The following is a 20821-nucleotide window of genomic DNA, read 5'->3' as shown; positions in this document are numbered from 1 at the left end:
CGCTTTACCAGTGAAGCTGCATGTTCGGCTGGCCCCCGGACGGGTGCGGTGATAGCTGCCGCATGTTGCGGAAGCCTTTCCGCGAGGCACAATCGGACCATGCTCGGGCGCCCAGGAAAGGCCAACAAGTCGAACCCGATCGTGCCGCGCCGGCGGCAGGAAGCAGCCGTGCCTCAATCAGAGAGCAATACGTTCGACCCTCTGAGGATCCCGTATCTACCCGGTGAAGACCGCCAGGCTTACCACGCCCGAATACAGCGCGACTATCCCGACGCCTGGATAGTGATGTTGCGTGACTGGCATTCTCAGGCCCGAATGAATCGCAACCATGGTCACATCAGTGAGGCTGAGTTCCAGGCCGCGGTCGCCGACATCCGGTCACGGTTTTTAGCTGCTGGTGTCGATCCCCCCGAGGACTAAGGGTGAGGGCAGAAGCGTTCGCGCCGTAGGACCTTCCCGGCCGAGAGCTGGATACATTTGCGCACCACCAATCCCATCGAAACCGGCTTCGTCACCGTACGCAACCGCAGCAAGATCACCAAGAGCCCGGGAACTCCTCGTTGCGGGGACGGGCAATTTTTACGAAGTGCACACCGTTGACGAGCTCTACCAGCAGCGGCTGATGCACATGGGGTTCGTCCCGACAGGCACCGACCGGTTCACTCGCAACCTGTCCGGGTCCAGCGTTCTCGGATGACCGGGTCACCGTCGCTGTCGCGCGATCACCGACTGACTTCCCTTCATCCGAAAGATAAGCTGACCGCTCTCCAGTGATGCCCAGCGTCACGGACCGGCCGAACACGTCTGCTACCCCTAACGTTTGCGCGCGGCGAAGTAACGCTGCGCCGCCGCCACCTGCGCCGGGCTGCCGACATTGCCCGCCATTACGGCCAGTTCTTCGCCCATGCCCTCTACCACGGTTGCGGTCTCGGCCAGCCGTACCAGGCGTTTGGTCTGGAGCACGGCGTGCTGGCTGCGCTCGGTTATCGCGTGCGCGAGGTCGAGCGCCTCGGCCAACGGGTCATCGCTGAGGCGGCTGGCCAGCCCCCAACTCGTCGCGTCGACACCGCTGATGCGCCGGCCCGTTACCAACAGGTCGGTTGCGCAACCGCTTCCGATCAGTCGGGGAAGAAGCTGGCTGGCGCCCATGTCCACGGTCATCCCGAAATCGATTTCGGCGCAGGCGAGTTGGACATCGGGCGTGACGATGCGGATATCTGCGCCCAGCGCGATCTGCAATCCCGCGCCGATAGCATGGCCGTGCACGGCGGCGATGACGATCGCCGGCGCATCACGCAGCGCCCGCACGATCCGTTGCCCGCGTCCGGGCACCCGCTGGCCGCTGGAATTCGGATCGGCGGGGTCGGCGTAGGGCCGTTGTCCGGCAGCGCCTTCCGCGGCGAACGCGCGGTGCACGGCGAAGTCGAGGCCCGCGCAGAACGACCGGCCGGCACCCGAGATGACAATGGCCGACAGGCCGGTGTCGTCTCTGGCCGCCTCGGCCGCTGCACCGAGTTCGTCGAACATCTCGTCGTTGACCGCGTTGCGCTTGTCGGGTCGGTTCAGCTGGATGTGCACCATGCCGGGAGATCTGCTCACCAGGACGGTCTTCATCGGCATGCCTTTCTGGCAGACAGCGTGCGCACAGACGCTATTAGTTAAATGAATATGCTAATGCTCGGCCACTTGCCGCCGCGGGCCCGGTCCGCAGACTGGCCCTGTCAGGCGGTGACCAGCGCAGCCCGGTGCTCGGCGACGGAGCCGTCGAAGGCCTCGTCCACCCTGATCCGGCGCAACAACAGATGAAGGTCGTGTTCCCAGGTGAAGCCGATGCCGCCGTGGACCTGCAGGGCGGTGCTCGCCACCCGGGTAGCCGCCGACTTCGCGTAGGCCGCCGCCGCCGATGCGGCGCGCGACCGGGCCGCATCGGGTGCGCCGTCGAGGGCCAGCGCCGCGGCCCACAGCGCCGAGCGGGCGGCCTCCACGGCCACGGCCATATCGGCGCAGTGATGTTTGACCGCCTGAAACGAGCCGATGGGTGCACCGAACTGCCGGCGCTGTCCGGCATAGGTGACGGTCATCTCCAGCAGCCGCGCCGCGGCGCCCAGCGCGTCGAGGCTGCGGTGTACCGCCATCGCATCCCGCAGATACGCAAGTGTCCCGGCCGGCAACCTGTGCGGTTGGCCCATCGAGCTATCGAGGCCGAGGCGTGCCCATGAACGGGTGAGGTCGAGCGTCTTCATGCCGACCAAGTGAGGGTCGCGAGCCAGTGCCAGGTATTCGCCGTCCTGGCCCTGACCGACGACCGCGACGGCGGCCATGTCGGCAGCCATCGGCAGCGGGCTGGTCGCGGCACGCAGGCTGGCGCTGTCATAGGCACCGATGGCGAGCGGCGCGCGCGCCACACCGACCAGCAGGCTGCCCGCAGCGGCGGCGTCGCACTCGGCCGCCCCAGCCTGGCCAAGCAGCCACGCCGCCACCGCGAGATCGGCGAGCGGCAGCGAACTGGCCGCGTAGCCGTGTGCCTCGCTGAGCACGGCCAAATCGACGTGGGTGCCGCCCATCTCGGGGGTCAGCAGCGCGATCAGCCCGGATTCGGCCGCGTGCGTCACCGCGGCGGAGTCGACGGTGACCTCTGCGACGTCGAGCGCCGCACGGACCCGCGCGATCGGATCACGGCGGCCCAGCCACGACCGCTCGGAGTCGGCGAGCTGTTGTTGCTCATCGGTGAGCCCGAAATCCATCAGCGCCTCGCTACAAAGTTGACCTAGTAAACCATGTCCAACTAGTTTAAGGGGCGATGACGAGACTGCGTGAAGTCTTCGACCGGTTGTGGGCGGCCGACGATGGTGCCGACATGGTGCAGTGCGAGGGCAAGTGGGTGCGCTGGGGTGAGGTGCGCCAGCTCGCCGAGCGCATCGATCGGGTACTGAGCGACGCCGGCTGCGGCGCGGGGGGACGGGTGGCGGTCGTGCTGGGCAACCGGATGGAATCGGTTGGCGCACTGATCGCGATCTTCCGCGCCGAACGCACCCTCGTCACGATCAGCCCGCTGCAGCCGCCGGAGCGCATGAGCGAAGACCTCACCGCCACGGGCGCGTCCTGGGTGCTGGCCCCGGGGCAATGCTGGTCGCAGCCCGCTTTCGTCGAAGGTGTCGCAAAACTGGGGGCGGCCGGTTGGAGTGTCGATGGCGATGCGGTCGTGGCGCGCTCCGAATCACGTCGTGAGCCGGCGGTCGGTGATCCGGCCGTCGCGATCGAGATGCTCACCTCCGGTACCACGGGGCGGCCCAAGCGAATCCCGTTGACTCGCAGGCAGCTCGAGGCATCGCTGGCGGCACCGCTGCGCCACAACGAGCGGCCCGAAGTCCGGGACAAGCCGCCGTTCACCGGCGCTGTCGCGCTGGTCGCCATCCCGATCGTGCACATCGGCGGCCTGTTTGCGCTGCTGCAGTCGCTGGTGGCCGCTCGCCGTTTCGTTCTGCTGGAGCGTTTCACGCTCGAGGGTTGGCACGCGGCGGTCAGGGAGCACAAACCGATCCTTGCCGGTCTGCCTCCCCCGGCGATCCGCTCGGTGCTGGACTCCGACATTCCGCGTGAAGACCTGGCCAGCGTTCGTGCGATCAACGCCGGGACCAGCCCGGTCGACCCGGCTCTGGTGGACGCGTTTTACGAGCGGTACGGGATCCCGATCCTGATCGTCTACGGCGCCACCGAATTCTGCGGAGCCGTCGCCGGCTGGACCGTGCGCGACTTCCGTGAGCGTTGGCACGCCAAGAAGGGCAGTGTGGGCCGGGCGTTTCCCGGTGTGGCGCTGCGCGCCGTCGATGACGACGGCGCTGTGTTGGCGCCGGGCCGCTCGGGCCGGTTGCAGGTGGCCTCGGTGCAGGTCGGCGGCTCCGCCGAGCGTTGGGTCACCACCAGCGACCTGGCGCACATCGATGAGGACGGCTTTCTCTACATCGATGGGCGGGCCGACGACGTGATCTTGCGGGGTGGGTTCAAGGTTGCCCCAGACCGGGTGGCGACGGCGCTGCGTGGCCATGACGCGGTGGCCGACGCCGCGGTGGATGGCATGCCCGACGAGCGGCTCGGCCGGGTCCCGGTCGCGGCGGTGCAGTTGCGTTCCGGCGCATCGGCAACACCGGAGGAACTGCGCGCGCACTGCCGATCGGTGCTGACGCCCTATGAGGTGCCGGCCCGGGTCTACATCGTCGACGAGCTGCCCCGCGGTGCGGCGCTGAAAGTCGACCGGCGCCGGCTGCGAGCGCTACTCGACCAGCTGGGTGGCTCCCCGGCGAGCAGCTACGCTGGCAATCAGTAATACATTCAACTGTTAAGGAGACGTTGGTGGCTGCACCCCTGATCGTGCCGGGCGGGACGCTTCAACGCGTGCGCGACAAAGGAATTCGTTGCTGGTTGTCAAACCAGCTGTCAGGACTGCGGTAATCGAAGTGAAAGGCAGGTAACACAATGGCCGGTCGCGTGCAGGACAAAGTCGTTCTGATCACCGGCGGCGCCCGCGGTCAGGGCCGCAGCCACGCCGTCAAGCTTGCTGAAGAGGGCGCCGACGTCATCCTTTTCGACATCTGCCATGACATCGACACCAACGGCTATCCGCTTGCCACTGCCCACGATCTGCAAGAGGCCGGTCTGGAAGTGGAGAAGACCGGGCGACGGGCGATCACCGCCGAGGTGGACGTGCGCGACCGGGTGGCGCTGAGCACCGCATTGGCCGATGCGGTCAGCGAACTGGGCAAGCTCGACGTGGTGGTCGCCAATGCCGGCATCTGCCCGTTGGGCGGCGATGTACCGATCCAGGGGTTCGCGGACGCCTTCGACGTCGACTTCATCGGCGTGGTCAACACCGTGCACGCCGCGCTGCCGTACCTGCAGGCCGGCGCGTCGGTGATCACGATCGGATCGGTCGCCGGCTTGATCGCCGAAACGGCGGCAGCCGGCACCGTCGGTCCGCTCGGCCCGGGTGGGGAGGGTTACAACCTGGCCAAGCAGCTGATCGACCGCTACACCAGGGCGTTGGCCAAACAGCTTGCCCTGCTGTCGATTCGGGCTAACGTGGTGCACCCGACCAACGTGGATTCGCCGATGTTGCAGAGCGATCCGATGTACCGGACTTTCCGGCCCGACTTGGAGCATCCGACCAAAGAGGATGCGCTGCTTGCCTTCCCGGTGATGCAGGCCATGCCGATCCCTTACATCGAGCCCCAGGACACCTCCAATGCGGTGTGCTTCCTGGCCTCCGACGAGTCGCGCTACGTCACCGGGCTGCAATTCAAAGTCGACGCCGGGGCGACACTGAAGTTCTAGGGAGGACACCATGACCACTGCAGAAACCTCCGCGGGCTCGGCGGCCGATGCCGCGGCCGTCGAGGGCCGCATCACCGATGAGGACATCGAACGCGCCAGGGCGCAGATCGGCGTCCCGGTCAACCAGCGTGACGAGGCCTGGAACAAACTGCCGAGCGCCGACACCATCAGCCACTTCGCCTTCGGCTGCGGCGACGACAATCCGCTGTTCCATGATCCCGGATATGGCGCCAAGACCCGCTGGCACGGTCAGATCGCGCCGCCCACCTTCCCGATCAGCACCGGTGTGGACCAGACACCGAAATTCACCGACCCCGAACGCAAGAAGCTCTTCCGCGGCCTGTTCCGCGGTACCGGCAAGTACTACGCGGGAGTGAAATGGACCTGGTATCAACCGGTCTACGCCGGGCGCCCGGTGCTGTGCGAGACCTACACCCTCGACGTGCAGGTCAAGGAGAGCAGTTTCTCCGGCGGACGCTCGGTCAAAGAGACGTACCGGTACCTCTACGTCGACGCCAACGGCATCCCGATCGCCACCCGCGACGAGTCCTACATCAGCGCCGAGCGGCAGGGCTCGAAAAAGTCGGGCAAATATTCAAATATCGAGCGCCAACATTGGACCGCCGAAGAGCTCGCCGAGGTCGACGCGGTCTACGACGCCGAGGAGCGCCGCGGCGTCGACCCGAACTGGTGGGAGGACGTGTCCGTCGGTGACGTGCTGACCCCGGTGATGAAGGGACCGCTGACCGTCGTCGACATCATCAGCATGCACATGGGCTGGGGCTGGGGCGGTTACGGCGTCGGGCCGCTGAAGTACGCCCGCGAGCTGCGCAAGCGGATGCCGGCCTTCTACGTGCCCGACGAGTATGGCGTGCCCGATGTGGTCCAGCGGTTGCACTGGGACGCCGCGCGGGCGCAGGCCCTGGGCATTCCGGCGCCCTATGACTACGGGCAGATGCGTGCGGCCTGGGTCAGCCATCTGCTGACCAACTGGGTAGGCGATGACGGCTGGCTGGCCGAAATGGAACTGCAGCTGCGCGGTTTCAACTACCACGGCGACACGCACAAGTGCACCGGCGTGGTGAGCGGGAAGGGATCCGAACCCGACGAGCCGGTCAGCATCGAAGTCAAAGCGACCAACCAGCGTGGCGAGGACACCACCAAAGGAACGGCCAAGGTGTTGCTGCCGTCCAAGCAGACCGGCGCGGTGGTGCTGCCGACACCCAATGACGAGCTGAGACGCCGTGGGGCGCAGGTGGTCTCGCGGATATCGGGACGAGTCGGCGAGGAAATGCGCCGCCTACACGGAGAGTGAACTCAGGTGAAGCGGCTGGTTTTCGAGCCCGAGCATGAGCAGCTGCGGGAGACAACTCGACAATACATCGAGCGCGAGGTGGCGCCGAACGCCGAGAAGTGGGAACGCGAACGGATCGTGGACCGCTCGGCGTACGTGGCGGCGGGCAAATACGGCCTGATCGGCTTCAATATGCCCGAACAGTATGGTGGGGGCGGGTCCGACGATTTCCGGTTCAACGCGGTCATCAACGAGGAACTCGCACGGTGGGGTTCGGTCGCTCCGGCGCTGAGCCTGCAAAACGACGTCGTCGGCCCGTACTTCAAGACGCTGGCCAGCAATGAGCAAAAGCAGCGCTGGCTGCCCGGCATCATCACCGGAGAGATCATCGTGGCGATCGCCATGACCGAGCCCGGCGCCGGCAGCGACCTGGCCGGTATCCGCACCTCGGCCGTGCGCGACGGTGACGACTGGATTGTCAACGGCTCCAAGACGTTTATCTCGTCGGGCATCAACTGTGACCTTGTCGTTGTGGTGGCCCGCACCGACCCCGACGCCGGCCACAAGGGCTTCACGCTGCTGGTCGTCGAACGCGACATGGACGGCTTCACCAGGGGCCGCAAGCTCGACAAGATGGGTCTGCACTCGCAAGACACCGCCGAACTGCATTTCGAGAATGTTCGTGTACCGGGGACCAACGTACTCGGCCAGGAGGGTCGCGGCTTCTATCACCTGATGCACAACCTGCCCTCGGAGCGGCTGTCCATCGCCATCTCGGCGCTCGCCGGTGCCCGCGAAACCTGGCGACAGACACTGCAATACGCCAAGGACCGCAAGGCTTTCGGCCAGCCGATCGGCAGCTTCCAGCACAACCGGTTCCTGCTTGCCGAAATGGACACCGAACTCGACCTCGGTGAGCAATACATCGACCGGTGCCTGCGCGCGGTCGTCGACGGGGAGCTGACCGCGGTGGAGGCGGCCAAGGCGAAGTGGTGGTGCACCGAGCTGGCCAAAAAGGTCATCGACGGCTGCGTGCAGCTGCACGGCGGCTACGGCTACATGAACGAATACCGGGTCGCCCGTGACTATGTCGATTCGCGCATCTATACGATCTTCGGCGGCACCACCGAGATCATGAAGGACATCATCGGCCGAGACTTGGGTCTATAGACGGTGCACGGCATCACCTGCCGCACAGACGGCGCCATCCTGCGCATCGAGCTGAACCGGCCCGACAAGCTCAATGCGGTCAACACGGCGATGCTCAACGAGCTCACGGCGCGCCTCAACGATGGGGCCGATGACGCGGTGCGGGTCGTGGTGCTGACCGGTGCGGGTCGTGCGTTTTGCTCGGGAGGCGATCTGACCGGCGGCGGCACCGGGGGCGCCGCGGATGCCGCTCTCGAGGCGGTGCGGGCGATCACCGCCCTGCCCAAACCCGTTGTCGCCGGTGTGCAAGGAGCTGCCGCGGGATTCGGCTGCCCGCTGGCGCTGGCCTGCGACCTGGTGGTTGCCGCGCGATCGGCGTTCTTCCAGCTGGCTTTCACCAAAATCGGCCTGATGCCCGACGGTGGATCGTCAGCGCTCGTGCCGGCGGCGATCGGGCGGGCGCGCACCGCGAGGATGGCCATGCTGGCTGAAAGGATCGAGGCGCCAACAGCATTCGAGTGGGGAATGATCTCGCATCTGGTCGACGACGACGAGTACGACACCGAACTGCAGACGGTGGTCCAGACGCTGGCGAGCGGGCCGACGATGTCCTACGGATGGATCAAACGCGCGCTGCGCGAGTCGACGCTGTCCACACTTGATGTGGTGGGGGACCTCGAGATGGAAGGCCAGTCGGCCCTGCGGGATAGCGACGACTTTCGCCGCGGCGCCAGGGCATTCGTCGAGCGGCGCCCGCCGGAATTTCGCGGTCACTGAGGTGCGGGCGGAGCATCGCCGGGCCCGGCGGTACAGCGGGGCCGGCTGCTAACTGGTTCCCACAGGCTTGCCGGGGCTGAACCGGATCGGCAGTTTGCGCACGGCATAAACCTCACCTGCGTCCTCGAATCGTTCAGGGACACCGGCAAGTTCGAAGTCGGGTAGCCGGGTGAAGATCTGGCCCAGCATCACCTGGAACATCATCTTGGCGATGTGCGAGCCCAGACAGCGGTGAACGCCCACCCCAAACGCCATGTGCTTGCGGGCATTGGCGCGGTGCAGATCGAGCGCGTCGGGATCGCTGAACACCGCGGGGTCGCGGTTGGCGGCGCCCCACATCAAAATCGCGCGATCACCCTGCCGAAGATGCTGGCCGTGAAAGTCGGCGTCCCGGGTCACTGTGCGCGCCAGGCCGAGTGTCGGCGTGTAGAGCCGGATGAACTCGTCGCTGCCCTGCGCGATGAGGTCGAGGTCGGCGGCGAGTCTGTCGCGCAAGTCGCGGTCTTCGCACAGCCGCAGCAGCACGTTGCCGGTCAGTCCGCTGGTGGTGTCCATGCCGCCCAGCATCATCAGGAACCCGTACATGGTGATCTGGGCATCGTCGAGCGGTTCGCCGTCCAGCGTGCCGCGCAGGATGTCGCTGAACAGGTCGCCGGCCAGGCCTTGTTCACGCCGCTGCTGCATGTGTCTGGCGATCTCGGCGAACATCTCCATGCCCGCGGCCGCGGCCTTCTCCGGTTCGTGTGCCCTGTCGTGCACGGTGGTGTGCACCCATTCGACCCATTCGCGATAACGCGATTCGTCGAAGTCGAGCATCCGCAAGATCAGCCGGGCAGGCATCGGGGTGGTCAGCTCACCGACGATGTCGCATTCTCCGCGTTCAATAAAGGCGTCGATGAGCTCATTGGTGAGTTCGGTTGCCACCGGCCGAAGCTTCTCCGCCGCGGCGGGGGAGAACTGGCGCAGCGTCACCTCGCGCAGCTCCTTGGTGGCCGGCGGATCGGTCTCGATGGGCAGGATCGGCATCGGCACCGGACTGGGCGGTATCCCGATGCTGGGGCAGGAGCTGAACAGATCGTCGTCCCGCGTAGCGTCGAATACCGGTGCGTAGTCGACCAGTGCCCAGAACCCGCCGTGCGCATCGGAAAACGCTACCGGACAACCTGATTCGCGCATCGCGCGGAATGCCCCGTAGGGGTCTTCCCGGAATTGCGGCGAGTGGTGGTCGAGGTCGACGTGTGCCCTCGATACGGTTTCGGTCATCGGCTCCCTCTCGGCGTGCGGCGACTTATGCGTGGGTCAGCACCGGCGGCTTGGTCGCCTCCGGGTCCGGATTGGCGATCGGAAGCCCCATGAAACGCCGCGCATTGTCGCCCATGAAGTCGTAGGTGCGGCGCCGATCCATGCCCTCGGCGTACTGGTAGTAGCGCCTCGGTTCAGCCAGTCCTTCTGGATGCGGATAGTCCGACCCGAACAGGACCTTGTCCCAGCCGACGGTTTGCACGACGTCGGAAACCTTGCCTTCCCAGAAGGGGCTGACCCAAACGTTGCGGCGGAAGACATCCAGCGGATGCTCGGGGAAGTTCTGCGGCATCTTGTTGTAGACGTCTTCCAGGTCGTGAAACAGCGGGTGGATCCAGGAGCTGCCGTTCTCGACGCTGGCGATCCGCAGCTTGGGGAACCTGGTCAGCGTGCCGTGGCAGATCAGGCTGCTGAGCATGTCGGCGATCTCGCGGTGACCGAGCACCACCCATCGAAACGCGCTCATCTCCATGAAGCTGTTGGTGTCCGGCGGCTCCCACATGTCGATGTATTCGGTGAGCGGGGGCTGGCTGGCGTGCAGCACGATGGGCAGCCCGGCCGCCTCGACTTCGCGCCAGAACGGATCGAACTCGGGCAGCGCCGGTGAGCGCCAGCCCCGAAAGCCTTTGACCGGTGCGGGTTTGATCAGCGCGACTTTGGCGCCATTTTCCAGGATGTACTCAAGCTCCCGTAGCGCGCCGTCGACTTCGGCGCAGTTGATCACCGGGGTCATGAACAGCCGGCCCTGATAAGTGAATCCCCAGTGCTCGAGCATCCACTGATTCAGGGCGTGGATCATCGCCATCGTCAGCTCGGGGTCTTCGGCCGCTGAGTGCTCGACGAGGTTTGCCAGGGTCGGGTAGATCAGGGTTTCGCGTACCTCTTGGCGGTCGAGCTCTTTGATCCGGTCCTGCGGGTTGCGGGTCGCCGCGGGGGCTTCGATGGGCGGACCCTGCATCTCGCGCAGCGTCAGGCCCTCGGTGTTGTGGCCCGAATAGAACTTCTCGTGCCCGCCGGGGCGGGCGACCCGCTCGAAGGTCGGATTGGGGATGTACTCGGTGATCCTGCCCAGGATCGCGATCCGCGTGCGCTTGCCGACCTGCACGAACTGCACGGCCTTCTGATAGCGCTCGGGCAGGTGCCTTGTGAGTGCTTCGGGCAACTCGTACATGTGCTGATCCGCATCGAAGATCGGTACGTCGGTGAACTGCGTCATCGTGCCTCCCGTGATGGCTCTGATATGAGCTTGGCCGCTGTTGACGAAACTGTCAAGTAGCAGCCAGATGATCCACCAAATATGTATGTTCTCTTGGATGCTTTCACCTGACGCTTCTGTCAGATACAGTATTGCCATGACGGTGACTTCCGACCAGCGCCCCGGCGATGCGCTGGAAATCGGCCGTGGCGAGCGGACGCGCGCGCAGATCCTCGAAGCGAGTCGGCGGATCTTTCTGGAGCGCGGGTATGCCGGCACTCCGATCAACGCGATCACCGAGGCATGCGGCATCTCGCGGGCCGGCTTTTACACCTATTTCAAGGACAAGCACGACGTCTTCAACGCACTCGGTCAGAATGCCTACCACGATCAGCTGGCTGTGATCGCGCGATGGAAGACGTTGCCGCGGCCCTATCAACTGGCCGACGTGCGGGGGTGGGTCAGCGATTATTTCGAGTACATGGACCGCCATGGCGCGTTCGTTTTATCGGCCTATTCCTCGGCGCCCGACGACGAGGCGTTTCGGCGTTCGCGCAACCGAATGGTCACCCGGGCCACATGGCGGCTCGGGCAGGCAATCGGCGGTGCCGCCCATTCACCTGAGGTCGTCGGAGCGGCGGCGATGGGGCTACTGGAGCGCGCCTGGCATTCGGTGCAGTCCCAGTGGGTCGCCCTCGACCCCGATGAGATGATCGCCGTCGTGGCCGAGATGATCTTCCGCATGGCCGGCCCCGATGAGTGAGTCCGCGGTGGATGACGCGATCGGCTTCATCGGCGCCGGGCAGATGGGCGAACCGATGGTGCGGCAGTTACTGCAGGCCGACCGTGATGTCCTGGTCTATGCGCGTCGCGACGAAGTGCGCGACCGGTTGGCCAAAGCCGGTGCGCGGCTTGCCGATTCGATCGGCGAGCTGGCTGCGCGCAGCGATGTCGTGATCTCGTGTCTGTTCTCCGACCAGCAACTGCGTGCGGTCGCCGCCGGACCCCATGGTCTGCTTGCCAACGCCAAGCCGGGTGCGGTCCTCGTCTCGCACACCACCGGAAACGTCTCCACACTCGCCGAGCTCGCCAACGCGACGCGGGGGGCGATTCTCGATGCTCCGGTGAGCGGAACCGCTGACGATATCGCCGCAGGGAACCTGACGGTTTTGGTCGGAGGCCCCGACGAGGCTGTTGAACGGGTCAAACCGGTGCTCGCGGCTTACGCCGACCCGATCATCGCCACCGGCGAATTGGGCAGTGCCCTCAATATCAAGCTGATCAACAATGTGCTCTTTGCCGCCAATGCCCAACTCGTCGCCGCCGCGGTGGAAGTGGGGCGCCGGCTGCGCATTGAACCCGAGGCGTTGCTCACCGCGTTGTCGGTGTGCAGCGGTGGGAGCAAAGCGGCGATGTATGTCCAAAGCACCGGTGGCATCGATGCTTTCGCGAACATCGCCGCACCGTTTTTGCGCAAGGACTTCGCAGCGGCCGTCGCTGCCGCCGCCGAAGCAGAGGTGGACTTGGGTTTGCTGCATACGGCTGTGCACAGCGGTCCGCTGAACCTGACCGAACTGCCACCGGAGAAGTGATGACCGCCCAGTACGGATGCCGCGAATGTCGCGAAGGCTTGCCGGAATCAGAACAAGTCTTCTATCTTAATGAGATAAACAAATAGCTAGATTGGTGCGGGCCGGTTGGCGGCGGCTAGTCGCAGTGCGGCGATTAGGAGATGAGTTTTCATGACTACCGTTCCGGAGGCGGGAACCGGTATTGATGGTGTCCCCGAGGTGGAATGGACCTCCCTGCCCATGGCGGACGATCGAGGTGCGGGGTGGGCGGCACTGCGGGAGCTGGGACCGGTTGTACTGACACACAACTTTTACCACTTGACTCGCCGCGACGACGTTTTGCATGCGTTGCGCACTCCGGAGGTTTACTCGTCGCGCAAGGCCTTCGACATGCTCGGCAGCCCGATGCCGCTGGTACCCATATCGTTCGACCCTCCGGAACACACCCGGTTCCGCAAGATCCTGCAGCCTTTCTTCAGCCCGCACACCCTGAATGCGATGATGTCGGATCTGCAAGCTCAGGCCGCCCAGATCATCACCGACATCGCGGCTCGGGGCCAGTGCGACGCGGTCACCGACATCGCCATTCCGTATCCGTCGCAGGTGTTCTTGACGCTATACGGGCTGCCGCTGAGCGACCGCGATCAACTGATCCGCTGGAAGGACGCCGTCATCGCGCTGGCCGACTACGGCCCGTCACTCGAGGGTGCCGATCTGGCTCCGGCGGTGGAGCTGTTCACCTATTTGACCAACGCCATCAATGAGCGCCGGGCCAATCCGGGTCCGGACATCTTGTCGCAGGTGCTCACTGGTGAGGAACCGCTCGATGACGCCGAGGCGATTGGGTTGAGCTATCTGTTCGTGCTGGCCGGGCTGGATACGGTGACCGCGGCTATCGGTTTTTCCCTGCTCGAGCTGGCCCGTAACCCGGTCCTGCGCGCGGAATTGCGCCGCGATCCCGAGCAGGTCAAGGTGTTCATCGAGGAGATCGTGCGGCTGGAACCGCCCGCGCCGATGACACCGCGGGTGACCACCGAAGCGGTCACCATCGGCGGCGTCCGGCTGCCAGCGGAAACCCCGGTGATGCTGTGTCTGGCGGCGATCAACCGTGATGACAGCGACGACACCTCGACCAACTCTTTGGTGATGGACGGGCACGTCCACCGGCATTGGGGCTTCGGCGGCGGCCCGCACCGCTGTCTGGGCTCACACCTTGCACGGATGGAGCTCACCTTCGTGATCAACGAATGGTTAAACCGCATCCCGGATTTCGAGCTGGCGCCCGGCTACACCCCGCGGATCCACTTCCCCGCCAACACGTTTTCGCTGACCTCGCTGCCGCTGCGCTGGACTTGAGCTTGGCCTGCCGTCAGCGACCGCGCCCGCCGCTAAGGCGATCCGGCGCCTGCTGTCATTCCGGCGGATAGCCGGGTGGCGGGTAGGCACCCCGGAGGATCCAGGGCAGCCAGTTGATGCCGAACTCCAACTCGTCACTGGCGTCGTAGTCGGGGACGGGGTCGATCGGCGCATTCCCCTCGCTTTGGGCCGCAGCCAGCGGCGACGGTGCACCCCCCCTGCTGCCGGCTCCTTGCTGGGGCTGTCCGTAGACGGCCACCACGACGGTGCGATCCGGGCTGTTTTCCGACCAGACACCCATTTGGGAGTTGGCGCAATTGGACATGATGGCGTTATAGGCGGGGTTGTAGTACCACCGGTTGATCAAGTCGTTGCCACTGATGGCGATGGACTGGTTGATCGCCACCGTTTCGGCCACCTGGCCATGGAAGCCGGCTGCGTTGGCGCGGTCCTGTGGCGTGGATCCGTCCGAGCCGATGTCGCCGTCAAGGTTGCGGTTGTTCAGCACATCTCTGGTGTGCTGCTGGGCGGCGAGTTGGAGCTGCGGGTTGCTTTTGACGTCGTTGGTGCACCCGGCCTGATGCTGCATCGTGTAGACGTTGGCGATGACGGCGTCGTTGAGTCGTTTGTTGTTGGGGATGAGCGTGTTGTTGTCGTTGTCCGCATGTGCGGCGGGGGCCCCCACCATGGCGACGACGGCGGCGGCCAGCGCGGCGGACAGGCTCAGTGGCCGATACTGCATGTCAATCTCCTCCGTGTCAGCCGCCGAGGGGGCGGTCGGCGGTGGCGGGCGGACCAAGCTCCTCTGGCCGAATAAAGGGCGACCAAATTAGACAGATATATTACGCTTTGGCCGCACTGAAGCAAGGAGAGCCGCCTGTCGCCTGGGCGGGCTAACACGCGACCTGGATCGCGAAGGTGCCGGTTGCCCGCATGCTGGGGTCGTCCGTGTTGAAGCCATCGGCGCTCCCGCGGATCGTGTACGTCTGATCCTTCATGCTTATGGCCGCCTTGCCGGCGAGGCCTTCCATGTAGCTGCCGGTGAAGCCGCCCAGGGAATTGATACTGACAGATTTGGCCGTCAGCCCCGCTTCGCTGGATACCAGCGCTGTGACACCCGCCGCGGTGTCACCGGCGGTGATCGTCGTCAACGGTCCGATCAGCGTGCACTTCACGGCGGTCATCTCCGGAAGAGCACTGTCGTTGATCGTCACCTTCGCGGTTCCGGCGGGTACCGTTCCCCGTGCAGGAGAGGGTGGCGGTGAGGATGAGCACGCCCCAACACCCGCCGCGATCAGGGCGGCGACCGAAGCTTCAACGCACCATTTCTGCACAGGCCACCTCGGTTCGGTTTCGACGCATCTGCCGGCTTTCCCACTGCAGAAATGTAGTCGCTGTCCGACCTCGCCGAGGGGTGAATCGTGTAACCAGCGACAGGCGCCGGTGCTGTGACGGGCGGGTAGGGAGCTCGACGGATCTCTTGATTCTGTGTGAGCGCCACCTACATACTACGTAAGTGGCACCTACGGCGGGTGTGGCGTACGCGTTCGACCCGAGGGTGGAGCATGGATGCGCGCGTAGGGGGTATGACCCTGTTATCTGCGATAGGGAGTTGACCAGGTGGCAGCTCAACCGACTGTGGCAGTCATCGGCGCTGGACCCGGCGGTATCGCAATGGGAATCCAGCTGACCCGTGGCGGTTATAACTTCACCATCTTCGAGCGCGGCGAGGGCTTCGGTGGAACCTGGCGCAACAACACCTATCCCGGTGCCGCCTGCGACGTGCCGTCCCACTTCTACTCTTTCTCCTTCGCGCTCAACCCCCGCTGGAGCAAGGTCTACGCCAACCAGCCCGAGATACTGGCCTATCTGGAGAAGGTTGCGCTCGACCACCACCTCGACACTCATCTGATCGCCGGTGCCCGCGTCAGTTGCCTGCGCTGGTCGGACCGCGACCGGCGCTGGACGGTACAGACCGAAGATGGCGCGGCCCACCAGTTCGATGTCGTGGTCAGCGCCGTCGGAATGCTCGACGTCCCCAACGTTCCGGACATCCCCGGCGCGAAGTGCTTCGGTGGACGTGCGTTCCACTCGTCGATCTGGGACCACTCGAAATCAACTGCGGGAGAACGGGTCGCCTCAATCGGTACCGGAGCCAGCGCCATCCAGTACGTGCCCGCAATCGCCGCCGACACAAAGCACCTGACGGTATTTCAGCGCACACCGACCTGGGTCAGCCCGCGCCTGGACGCGCCGTTCACTGCTGAACAGCAGGAGTTTTTCGAGCGCAACCCCGAGCAGGCGCGCAAGCTGCGCGACGCGGCTTTTCAGCAGTACGAGCAGATGGACTTCGACACCGACTCCGAGCAGACCAAGCAGCTCACCGCGGAGGCCCACGAATTCCTGGCCGCGAACGTGCGCGATCCCGAACTACGGGCCAAGCTGCTACCGAACTATCCGCTGGGCTGCAAACGCCCGCTGCTCTCCGATGATTGGCTTCCCACGTTTGCGCTGCCGAACGTCACGCTGGAGACCTCGCCGATCGTGGCGTTCACCGAGCACGGTTTGCGCACCGCCGAGGGCACCGAACACCGCGTCGACACCGTCGTCTACGGGACTGGATTCAAAGCCGCCGACTATCTGAGCAGCCTTGACGTCTACGGCAGGGACGCCCGTCGTCTTCGTGACGAGTGGCGTGACGGTGCCGAGGCGTATCTGGGAACCGTGGTGCCCGGCTATCCGAATCTGTTCACCCTGTATGGACCCAACACCAACGGGGTCACCTCGATCATCTATATCCTCGAGGCCCAAGCCGAATTCGCTCGCCGCGTCCTTGATGAGATGGTTTACCGGAACATCCGCACGGTCGAAGTCAAACGCAGCGTGCACGACGCTTACAACCGCGAGATCCAAGATGCGCTGGCGGGTAAAGTGTGGGCGGCCAACTGCAACAACTACTTCCGGCACCCCAACGGTAAGATAATCACCCAATTCCCTTACAGCGGTTCCGCGTTCGCAAAGCGACTGCAGCAGGTAACGCTGGATGTGTTGACTGCGCCCGCCGGCGAGGACGACCGGCAGCTGGAGAAGGCAGGCAGCAGCGCATGACGGCGGTCGTCACCGGCGGTGGATCCGGAATCGGCAAGGCGGTAGCGGAAAGGCTGCGTAAAGCGGGCCAGGATGTGGTGGCCTGGGATATCGCGGGCGGCGATATCGACTGCGACATCAGCGATTGCGACGCGGTCGGGGCGGCTATCCGGCAGACCGTCGCCGAGCGGGGAACGCCGGACCGGCTGGTGGCGTGCGCCGGCGTCGGCGCGTTGGGGACTCTGCTCGAGCAAGGACCCGCCGACTGGCGCAGGGTCCTCGACACCAACCTGACCGGTACGTGGCTGACCATGCGGGCCGTTGCACAAGCCATGATCGACGCCGGCGCGCCAGGATCCATTGTCGCGGTGTCGAGTATCAGCGGGACCATCGCCGATCGGGACATGGACGCTTATTGCGTGTCCAAAGCCGGCGTTGACATGTTGGTGCGGGTGGCTGCCGCCGAGTGGGGGGTCCATGGTATCCGCGTCAACGCGGTGGGCCCCGGGGTCACCCGCACACCCATGCTGGCCGAGGCCGAACAGTTGCCGGGCTGGGTTCAGGCGCTGACCGAGCGGACTGCCCTGGGTCGCCTCGGTCGGGCCGATGACGTCGCCGAGGCGATTGTTGCAGTACTCGAGATGTCCTGAGTCACCGGGCAAATCGTGTTCGCCGACGGTGGGCTGGCGTTGCACAGTCCCATCGACAGCTATGGGCAGCAACAGCGCGTACTGAGGGGCACGACCGGCTGAGCGGTCATGGCCGTGGCGTTCCCCGGGCCGCGCCGGCGGTGAAGGTGACCGGCAGCTTGCCCAAGCCCGTCATGGTCGGGTTGCCCAGGTATTGGTAGACGCCGTCGGTATCAACCCGGTAGTCGGGAATGCGCTCAAGAACCGCCCTCACCATCACCTCGAACATGACCCGCGCCAGATGAGATCCGATGCACCGATGCGGCCCCAGCCCAAAGGCGACATGGCGATTCGGTGCCCGGTCCAGGACCACGTCGCCGGCTCGGGCGAACTCTTGCTCGTCATGGTTGGCGGCCAACCAGCTGATGATGAGGCGGTCGTTGCGTCGAAGGTGTTGTCCACCGAGGACGACATCGCGTGTCACCGTCCGGCTGAGCTGCTGATTGACCGAGAAGTAGCGCAGAAACTCATCGGTGGCGGTGCGGTAAAGCTCCGGGCGATCGATGAGTTGCCGGCGCAGATCGGGATGCGTGCCCAGGTGAAGCAGACTCAGCGCCGTCTGTGACGTCGTGGTGTCGACGCCGCCGGCGACCAGGTTCCACAAGATATCGAGCAGCTGTGTGTCATCCAGCCGCCTGCCGTCGTACTCGAATTGGACGAGGAAGCTCGTCAAGTCGTCGCGAGGGGCGGCTCGCCGGGTCGCCGCAAACTTCAGCAGACCCTCCATCATCGCGGGTACCTCGGCGACCGCGCCGGCGTACTCGGCACTGTCCTGCGGAAGAGCCATCACCGAGTGGAACAGGTTGGCATACAGCTGCCAGTTGTCGTAGGGCAGGCCCATCAACCGCATGGTCAGGATGGCCGGAACGGGGCTGGCGTAGTCCAGCACGAGGTCCATGCGACCGTCTGCGATCCGTTGATCGAGAAACCAGTGCACCGACTGTTCCATAAACGGCCGTATTTTCTGGACAGCTCCCGGCGAGAAGAATGGGGCGAGCGCGCGCCTTAACGCCCGGTGGTACGGCCCGTCGACTTCACCGATTCCCAGGGCCGGCTGGCCTTCGGGGCGCGGGACACCCATCTCGCCTTGGTAATCGACCCCGTCGGCGGAGTTCGGCTCGTATTTGTGCGCGAAGGTTTCACCGTCCCGGGCGATTTGTGCCACCGCGTCATAGCTTGTGACGAACCAGAATCCGCCGTAGTTCTCGTTCCATGCCACCGGGCAGCGCCGTCGAAGGCCGGCGTTGACTTGCAGCTCGTTTTGATTGAAGTCCGGTGAGTGATGGTCGAAATCGACAACCGCGTCGGCACTGACATCACGGCGTGCGGCCATCAAAACCTCCAACACACGCAAACCAGCAAATTCGCTTTCGCGCCGGCGGCGGCATCTCTAGACTCGGCATTAAATGGCAATCTTAGCAATGTTAGTGCTCTGAGGGTATGGAGGCTGTGATCGTGAGCGCTGATGCCCTGCGGCACTGAAGGTATGGCCATTGACGAGCCACTGTTACCGGTCGGTATCGGATGCGCAGTTGCAGGCGCGCTGCGCACCGTTAGCCACAGGCGGGCCGGTGACGCTGGCTATTCGTTGAGCCGATGATCACACTGAACCACGCTCGGGAGGCGCAGGCCATGAGCAATTTCGATTTTGTCGACTTCTTCACCGACTCCGCCGTCATTCCGGATCCCTACCCTACTTCGACTACCTGCGCGGCAAGAACCCGGTGCTTCGGCTGCCGCACCACAACGTCGTCGCGGTCACCGGCCATGAGGAGGCCGCCGCGGTCTACAAAGACACCGATACCTTTTCGAGTTGCGTCGCAGTTGGGGGACCGTTTCCACCTTTGCCGTTCGAGGCCGAAGGCGATGACATCAGTGCGCAGATCGAGGCGCACCGCGATCAGTTTCCGATGTCCGAGCACATGCTCACGATGGACCCGCCGGTACACACGCGTGCACGGTCACTGCTGAGCCGGCTGCTGACGCCGAGCCGGCTGAAGGAGAACGAGGAGTTCATGTGGCGCCTCGCCGACCGCCAGCTTGAGGAGTTCCTCGGCAGCAGCGAACGCGAGTTCATCAGCCAATACTCCAAGCCCTTCTCCACCTTGGTTATCGCCGATCTACTCGGCGTGCCCGAGAAGACCACCAGGAGTTCCGCATCTTGTTGGGCGACGACCCGCCGGTGGGGACACTCGACCACGAGTCGGTCGGTGCACCGCTGGACAGGCTCGACGAGAAGTTCTGCTCCTATATCGAGGACCGCCGACGCGAACCCCGCGACGACGTGCTGACTGCGCTGGCCACCGCGAAGTATCCTGACGAATCCATTCCTAAGGTCATCGAGGTGGTTCGCTCGGCCACCTTCCTGTTCGCCGCCGGCCGCGAGACCACCGCCAAGCTGCTCGGCGCCGCCGTACAGATCCTGGGTGACCGGCCCGACATCCAGCAAAAGCTGCGAGGTGACCGGAGCCTGATCCCGTCGTTCATCGAGGAAGCACTGCGCATGGAAAGCTCGGTCAAGGCCACCTACCGGCTGGCCCGCAAACCCGTGACCGTGGGTGGTGTTGATATTCCCGCCGGCACAATCGTGACGGTGCTGGTGGGTGGCGCCAACCGTGATCCGCGCCGGTTCGACGATCCGCACGAGTTTCGGCTCGACCGCAGGAATGTTCGCGAGCACATGGCGTTTGTCCGCGGGGTGCATTCCTGCCCGGGCGCGCCGCTGGCCCGAGTGGAGGGTCGCGTGTCAATTGAACGCATCCTCGACCGGATACCCGACATCAAGATCAACGAAGACAAACACGGACCTGCCGGGCACCGTCGCTACACCTACGAGCCGACGTACATGCTGCGCGGGCTCACCGAGCTGTACCTTAGCTTCACTGCAGCGTGAGCGGGGTTGTAGGGGATCTTGACGAGACGGTGCGGGTATCGGTGAAGTTGTTGGGCGAGAGCACTTTCCGTTGCCGATCAGGGTCGTCCCGATCTGTCGACGAACAGACCCGCGAATGCTTCGGCGGAATGGTCGAGCGCAGTATCATCGGGGAGCATCTGATCGTGAGCCTAGATGCAG

Annotated in this window: 18 protein-coding genes and 1 pseudogene; 12 read left to right on the top strand and 7 right to left on the bottom strand. The window is 64.8% G+C overall.

What is annotated here, in order from left to right:
- Positions 1-99: 99 nt before the first annotated feature.
- On the top strand, positions 100-420 hold the full coding sequence (locus tag G6N47_RS25095; protein WP_139799398.1) for a hypothetical protein: 321 nt from the start codon (positions 100-102) through the stop codon (positions 418-420).
- A gap of 393 nt (positions 421-813) precedes the next feature.
- Here G6N47_RS25095 and G6N47_RS25090 read toward each other — a convergent pair whose 3' ends face one another.
- Together G6N47_RS25090 and G6N47_RS25085 are read right to left on the bottom strand one after the other, a co-directional pair.
- Complete coding sequence (locus G6N47_RS25090) at positions 814-1614, bottom strand: enoyl-CoA hydratase-related protein (protein ID WP_163659859.1); 801 nt, start codon at positions 1612-1614, stop codon at positions 814-816.
- 107 nt (positions 1615-1721) lie between these two features.
- Complete coding sequence (locus G6N47_RS25085) at positions 1722-2744, bottom strand: acyl-CoA dehydrogenase (RefSeq protein ID WP_083130744.1); 1023 nt, start codon at positions 2742-2744, stop codon at positions 1722-1724.
- A gap of 56 nt (positions 2745-2800) precedes the next feature.
- On the opposite strand from G6N47_RS25085, the gene G6N47_RS25080 reads away from it, so the two are divergent.
- The 5 genes from G6N47_RS25080 (at position 2801) to G6N47_RS25060 (ending at position 8548) form a co-directional block, all read left to right on the top strand.
- A complete protein-coding gene (locus G6N47_RS25080; protein ID WP_083130743.1) occupies positions 2801-4324 on the top strand; it encodes a class I adenylate-forming enzyme family protein in 1524 nt (507 codons plus the stop codon).
- 149 nt (positions 4325-4473) lie between these two features.
- A complete protein-coding gene (locus G6N47_RS25075) occupies positions 4474-5328 on the top strand; it encodes a mycofactocin-coupled SDR family oxidoreductase (protein ID WP_083130742.1) in 855 nt (284 codons plus the stop codon).
- 10 nt (positions 5329-5338) lie between these two features.
- The gene (locus G6N47_RS25070) at positions 5339-6643 is read left to right on the top strand and encodes an FAS1-like dehydratase domain-containing protein (RefSeq protein WP_083130741.1); all 1305 of its coding nucleotides are present in this window, start codon (positions 5339-5341) and stop codon (positions 6641-6643) included.
- 6 nt (positions 6644-6649) lie between these two features.
- On the top strand, positions 6650-7792 hold the full coding sequence (locus G6N47_RS25065) for an acyl-CoA dehydrogenase family protein (protein ID WP_083130740.1): 1143 nt from the start codon (positions 6650-6652) through the stop codon (positions 7790-7792).
- Between the two features lie 3 nt (positions 7793-7795).
- The gene (locus tag G6N47_RS25060) at positions 7796-8548 is read left to right on the top strand and encodes an enoyl-CoA hydratase (RefSeq protein ID WP_083130739.1); all 753 of its coding nucleotides are present in this window, start codon (positions 7796-7798) and stop codon (positions 8546-8548) included.
- Between the two features lie 48 nt (positions 8549-8596).
- On the opposite strand, the gene G6N47_RS25055 is transcribed toward G6N47_RS25060, so the two are convergent.
- Positions 8597-9811, bottom strand: a complete 1215-nt coding sequence (locus G6N47_RS25055; protein WP_083130738.1) for a cytochrome P450 — start codon at positions 9809-9811, stop codon at positions 8597-8599.
- 25 nt (positions 9812-9836) lie between these two features.
- A complete protein-coding gene (locus G6N47_RS25050; RefSeq protein ID WP_083130894.1) occupies positions 9837-11066 on the bottom strand; it encodes an amidohydrolase family protein in 1230 nt (409 codons plus the stop codon).
- 136 nt (positions 11067-11202) lie between these two features.
- Between G6N47_RS25050 and G6N47_RS25045 the strand changes: the two genes are divergently transcribed.
- The 3 genes from G6N47_RS25045 (at position 11203) to G6N47_RS25035 (ending at position 13972) form a co-directional block, all read left to right on the top strand.
- The gene (locus G6N47_RS25045; protein ID WP_083130737.1) at positions 11203-11808 is read left to right on the top strand and encodes a TetR/AcrR family transcriptional regulator; all 606 of its coding nucleotides are present in this window, start codon (positions 11203-11205) and stop codon (positions 11806-11808) included.
- A gap of 7 nt (positions 11809-11815) precedes the next feature.
- Entirely contained in the window at positions 11816-12637 is an 822-nt protein-coding gene (locus G6N47_RS25040; protein ID WP_139799404.1) for an NAD(P)-dependent oxidoreductase, read from the top strand.
- A 150-nt stretch (positions 12638-12787) separates the two neighbouring features.
- Positions 12788-13972 (top strand): cytochrome P450, encoded by a 1185-nt coding sequence (locus G6N47_RS25035; protein ID WP_083130734.1) that lies wholly within the window; start codon positions 12788-12790, stop codon positions 13970-13972.
- 55 nt (positions 13973-14027) lie between these two features.
- On the opposite strand, the gene G6N47_RS25030 is transcribed toward G6N47_RS25035, so the two are convergent.
- Positions 14028-14714, bottom strand: a complete 687-nt coding sequence (locus G6N47_RS25030; RefSeq protein ID WP_083130732.1) for a CAP domain-containing protein — start codon at positions 14712-14714, stop codon at positions 14028-14030.
- A 151-nt stretch (positions 14715-14865) separates the two neighbouring features.
- Positions 14866-15306 carry a lipoprotein LpqH gene (locus tag G6N47_RS25025; RefSeq protein WP_083130730.1) on the bottom strand — a complete coding sequence of 147 codons (441 nt, stop codon included), beginning with the start codon at positions 15304-15306 and terminating at the stop codon, positions 14866-14868.
- Between the two features lie 286 nt (positions 15307-15592).
- Between G6N47_RS25025 and G6N47_RS25020 the strand changes: the two genes are divergently transcribed.
- Entirely contained in the window at positions 15593-17080 is a 1488-nt protein-coding gene (locus G6N47_RS25020; protein ID WP_232080399.1) for a flavin-containing monooxygenase, read from the top strand.
- Positions 17077-17709, top strand: coding sequence for an SDR family NAD(P)-dependent oxidoreductase (locus G6N47_RS25015; protein ID WP_232080398.1), 633 nt, complete (start codon positions 17077-17079; stop codon positions 17707-17709). The genes G6N47_RS25020 and G6N47_RS25015 overlap by 4 nt, the downstream gene beginning before the upstream one ends.
- 106 nt (positions 17710-17815) lie before the next feature.
- Here G6N47_RS25015 and G6N47_RS25010 read toward each other — a convergent pair whose 3' ends face one another.
- Positions 17816-19081: a cytochrome P450 gene (locus G6N47_RS25010; protein WP_083130893.1), complete on the bottom strand. Its 1266-nt coding sequence runs from the start codon at positions 19079-19081 to the stop codon at positions 17816-17818.
- A gap of 299 nt (positions 19082-19380) precedes the next feature.
- Here G6N47_RS25010 and G6N47_RS25005 point away from each other — a divergent pair.
- Positions 19381-20641 (top strand): annotated as a pseudogene (locus G6N47_RS25005) (cytochrome P450).
- Positions 20642-20821 lie beyond the last annotated feature (180 nt).

The organism is Mycobacterium branderi, from assembly GCF_010728725.1.
GTDB lineage: Bacteria > Actinomycetota > Actinomycetes > Mycobacteriales > Mycobacteriaceae > Mycobacterium > Mycobacterium branderi.
The sequence above is the reverse complement of the archived record's forward strand: the minus strand, read 5'-3'. Positions and strand labels throughout refer to the sequence as shown.

What these genes read in the sequence shown, in the direction of transcription:
- G6N47_RS25075 (WP_083130742.1), top strand. Translation starts at nt 4,474, where the DNA reads ATGGCCGGTCGCGTGCAGGACAAAGTCGTTCTGATCACCGGCGGCGCC.
- G6N47_RS25095 (WP_139799398.1), top strand. Translation starts at nt 100, where the DNA reads ATGCTCGGGCGCCCAGGAAAGGCCAACAAGTCGAACCCGATCGTGCCG.
- G6N47_RS25035 (WP_083130734.1), top strand. Translation starts at nt 12,788, where the DNA reads ATGACTACCGTTCCGGAGGCGGGAACCGGTATTGATGGTGTCCCCGAG.
- G6N47_RS25080 (WP_083130743.1), top strand. Translation starts at nt 2,801, where the DNA reads ATGACGAGACTGCGTGAAGTCTTCGACCGGTTGTGGGCGGCCGACGAT.
- G6N47_RS25045 (WP_083130737.1), top strand. Translation starts at nt 11,203, where the DNA reads ATGACGGTGACTTCCGACCAGCGCCCCGGCGATGCGCTGGAAATCGGC.
- G6N47_RS25030 (WP_083130732.1), bottom strand. Translation starts at nt 14,714, where the DNA reads ATGCAGTATCGGCCACTGAGCCTGTCCGCCGCGCTGGCCGCCGCCGTC.
- G6N47_RS25050 (WP_083130894.1), bottom strand. Translation starts at nt 11,066, where the DNA reads ATGACGCAGTTCACCGACGTACCGATCTTCGATGCGGATCAGCACATG.
- G6N47_RS25010 (WP_083130893.1), bottom strand. Translation starts at nt 19,081, where the DNA reads ATGGCCGCACGCCGTGATGTCAGTGCCGACGCGGTTGTCGATTTCGAC.
- G6N47_RS25015 (WP_232080398.1), top strand. Translation starts at nt 17,077, where the DNA reads ATGACGGCGGTCGTCACCGGCGGTGGATCCGGAATCGGCAAGGCGGTA.
- G6N47_RS25085 (WP_083130744.1), bottom strand. Translation starts at nt 2,744, where the DNA reads ATGGATTTCGGGCTCACCGATGAGCAACAACAGCTCGCCGACTCCGAG.
- G6N47_RS25090 (WP_163659859.1), bottom strand. Translation starts at nt 1,614, where the DNA reads ATGAAGACCGTCCTGGTGAGCAGATCTCCCGGCATGGTGCACATCCAG.
- G6N47_RS25055 (WP_083130738.1), bottom strand. Translation starts at nt 9,811, where the DNA reads ATGACCGAAACCGTATCGAGGGCACACGTCGACCTCGACCACCACTCG.
- G6N47_RS25070 (WP_083130741.1), top strand. Translation starts at nt 5,339, where the DNA reads ATGACCACTGCAGAAACCTCCGCGGGCTCGGCGGCCGATGCCGCGGCC.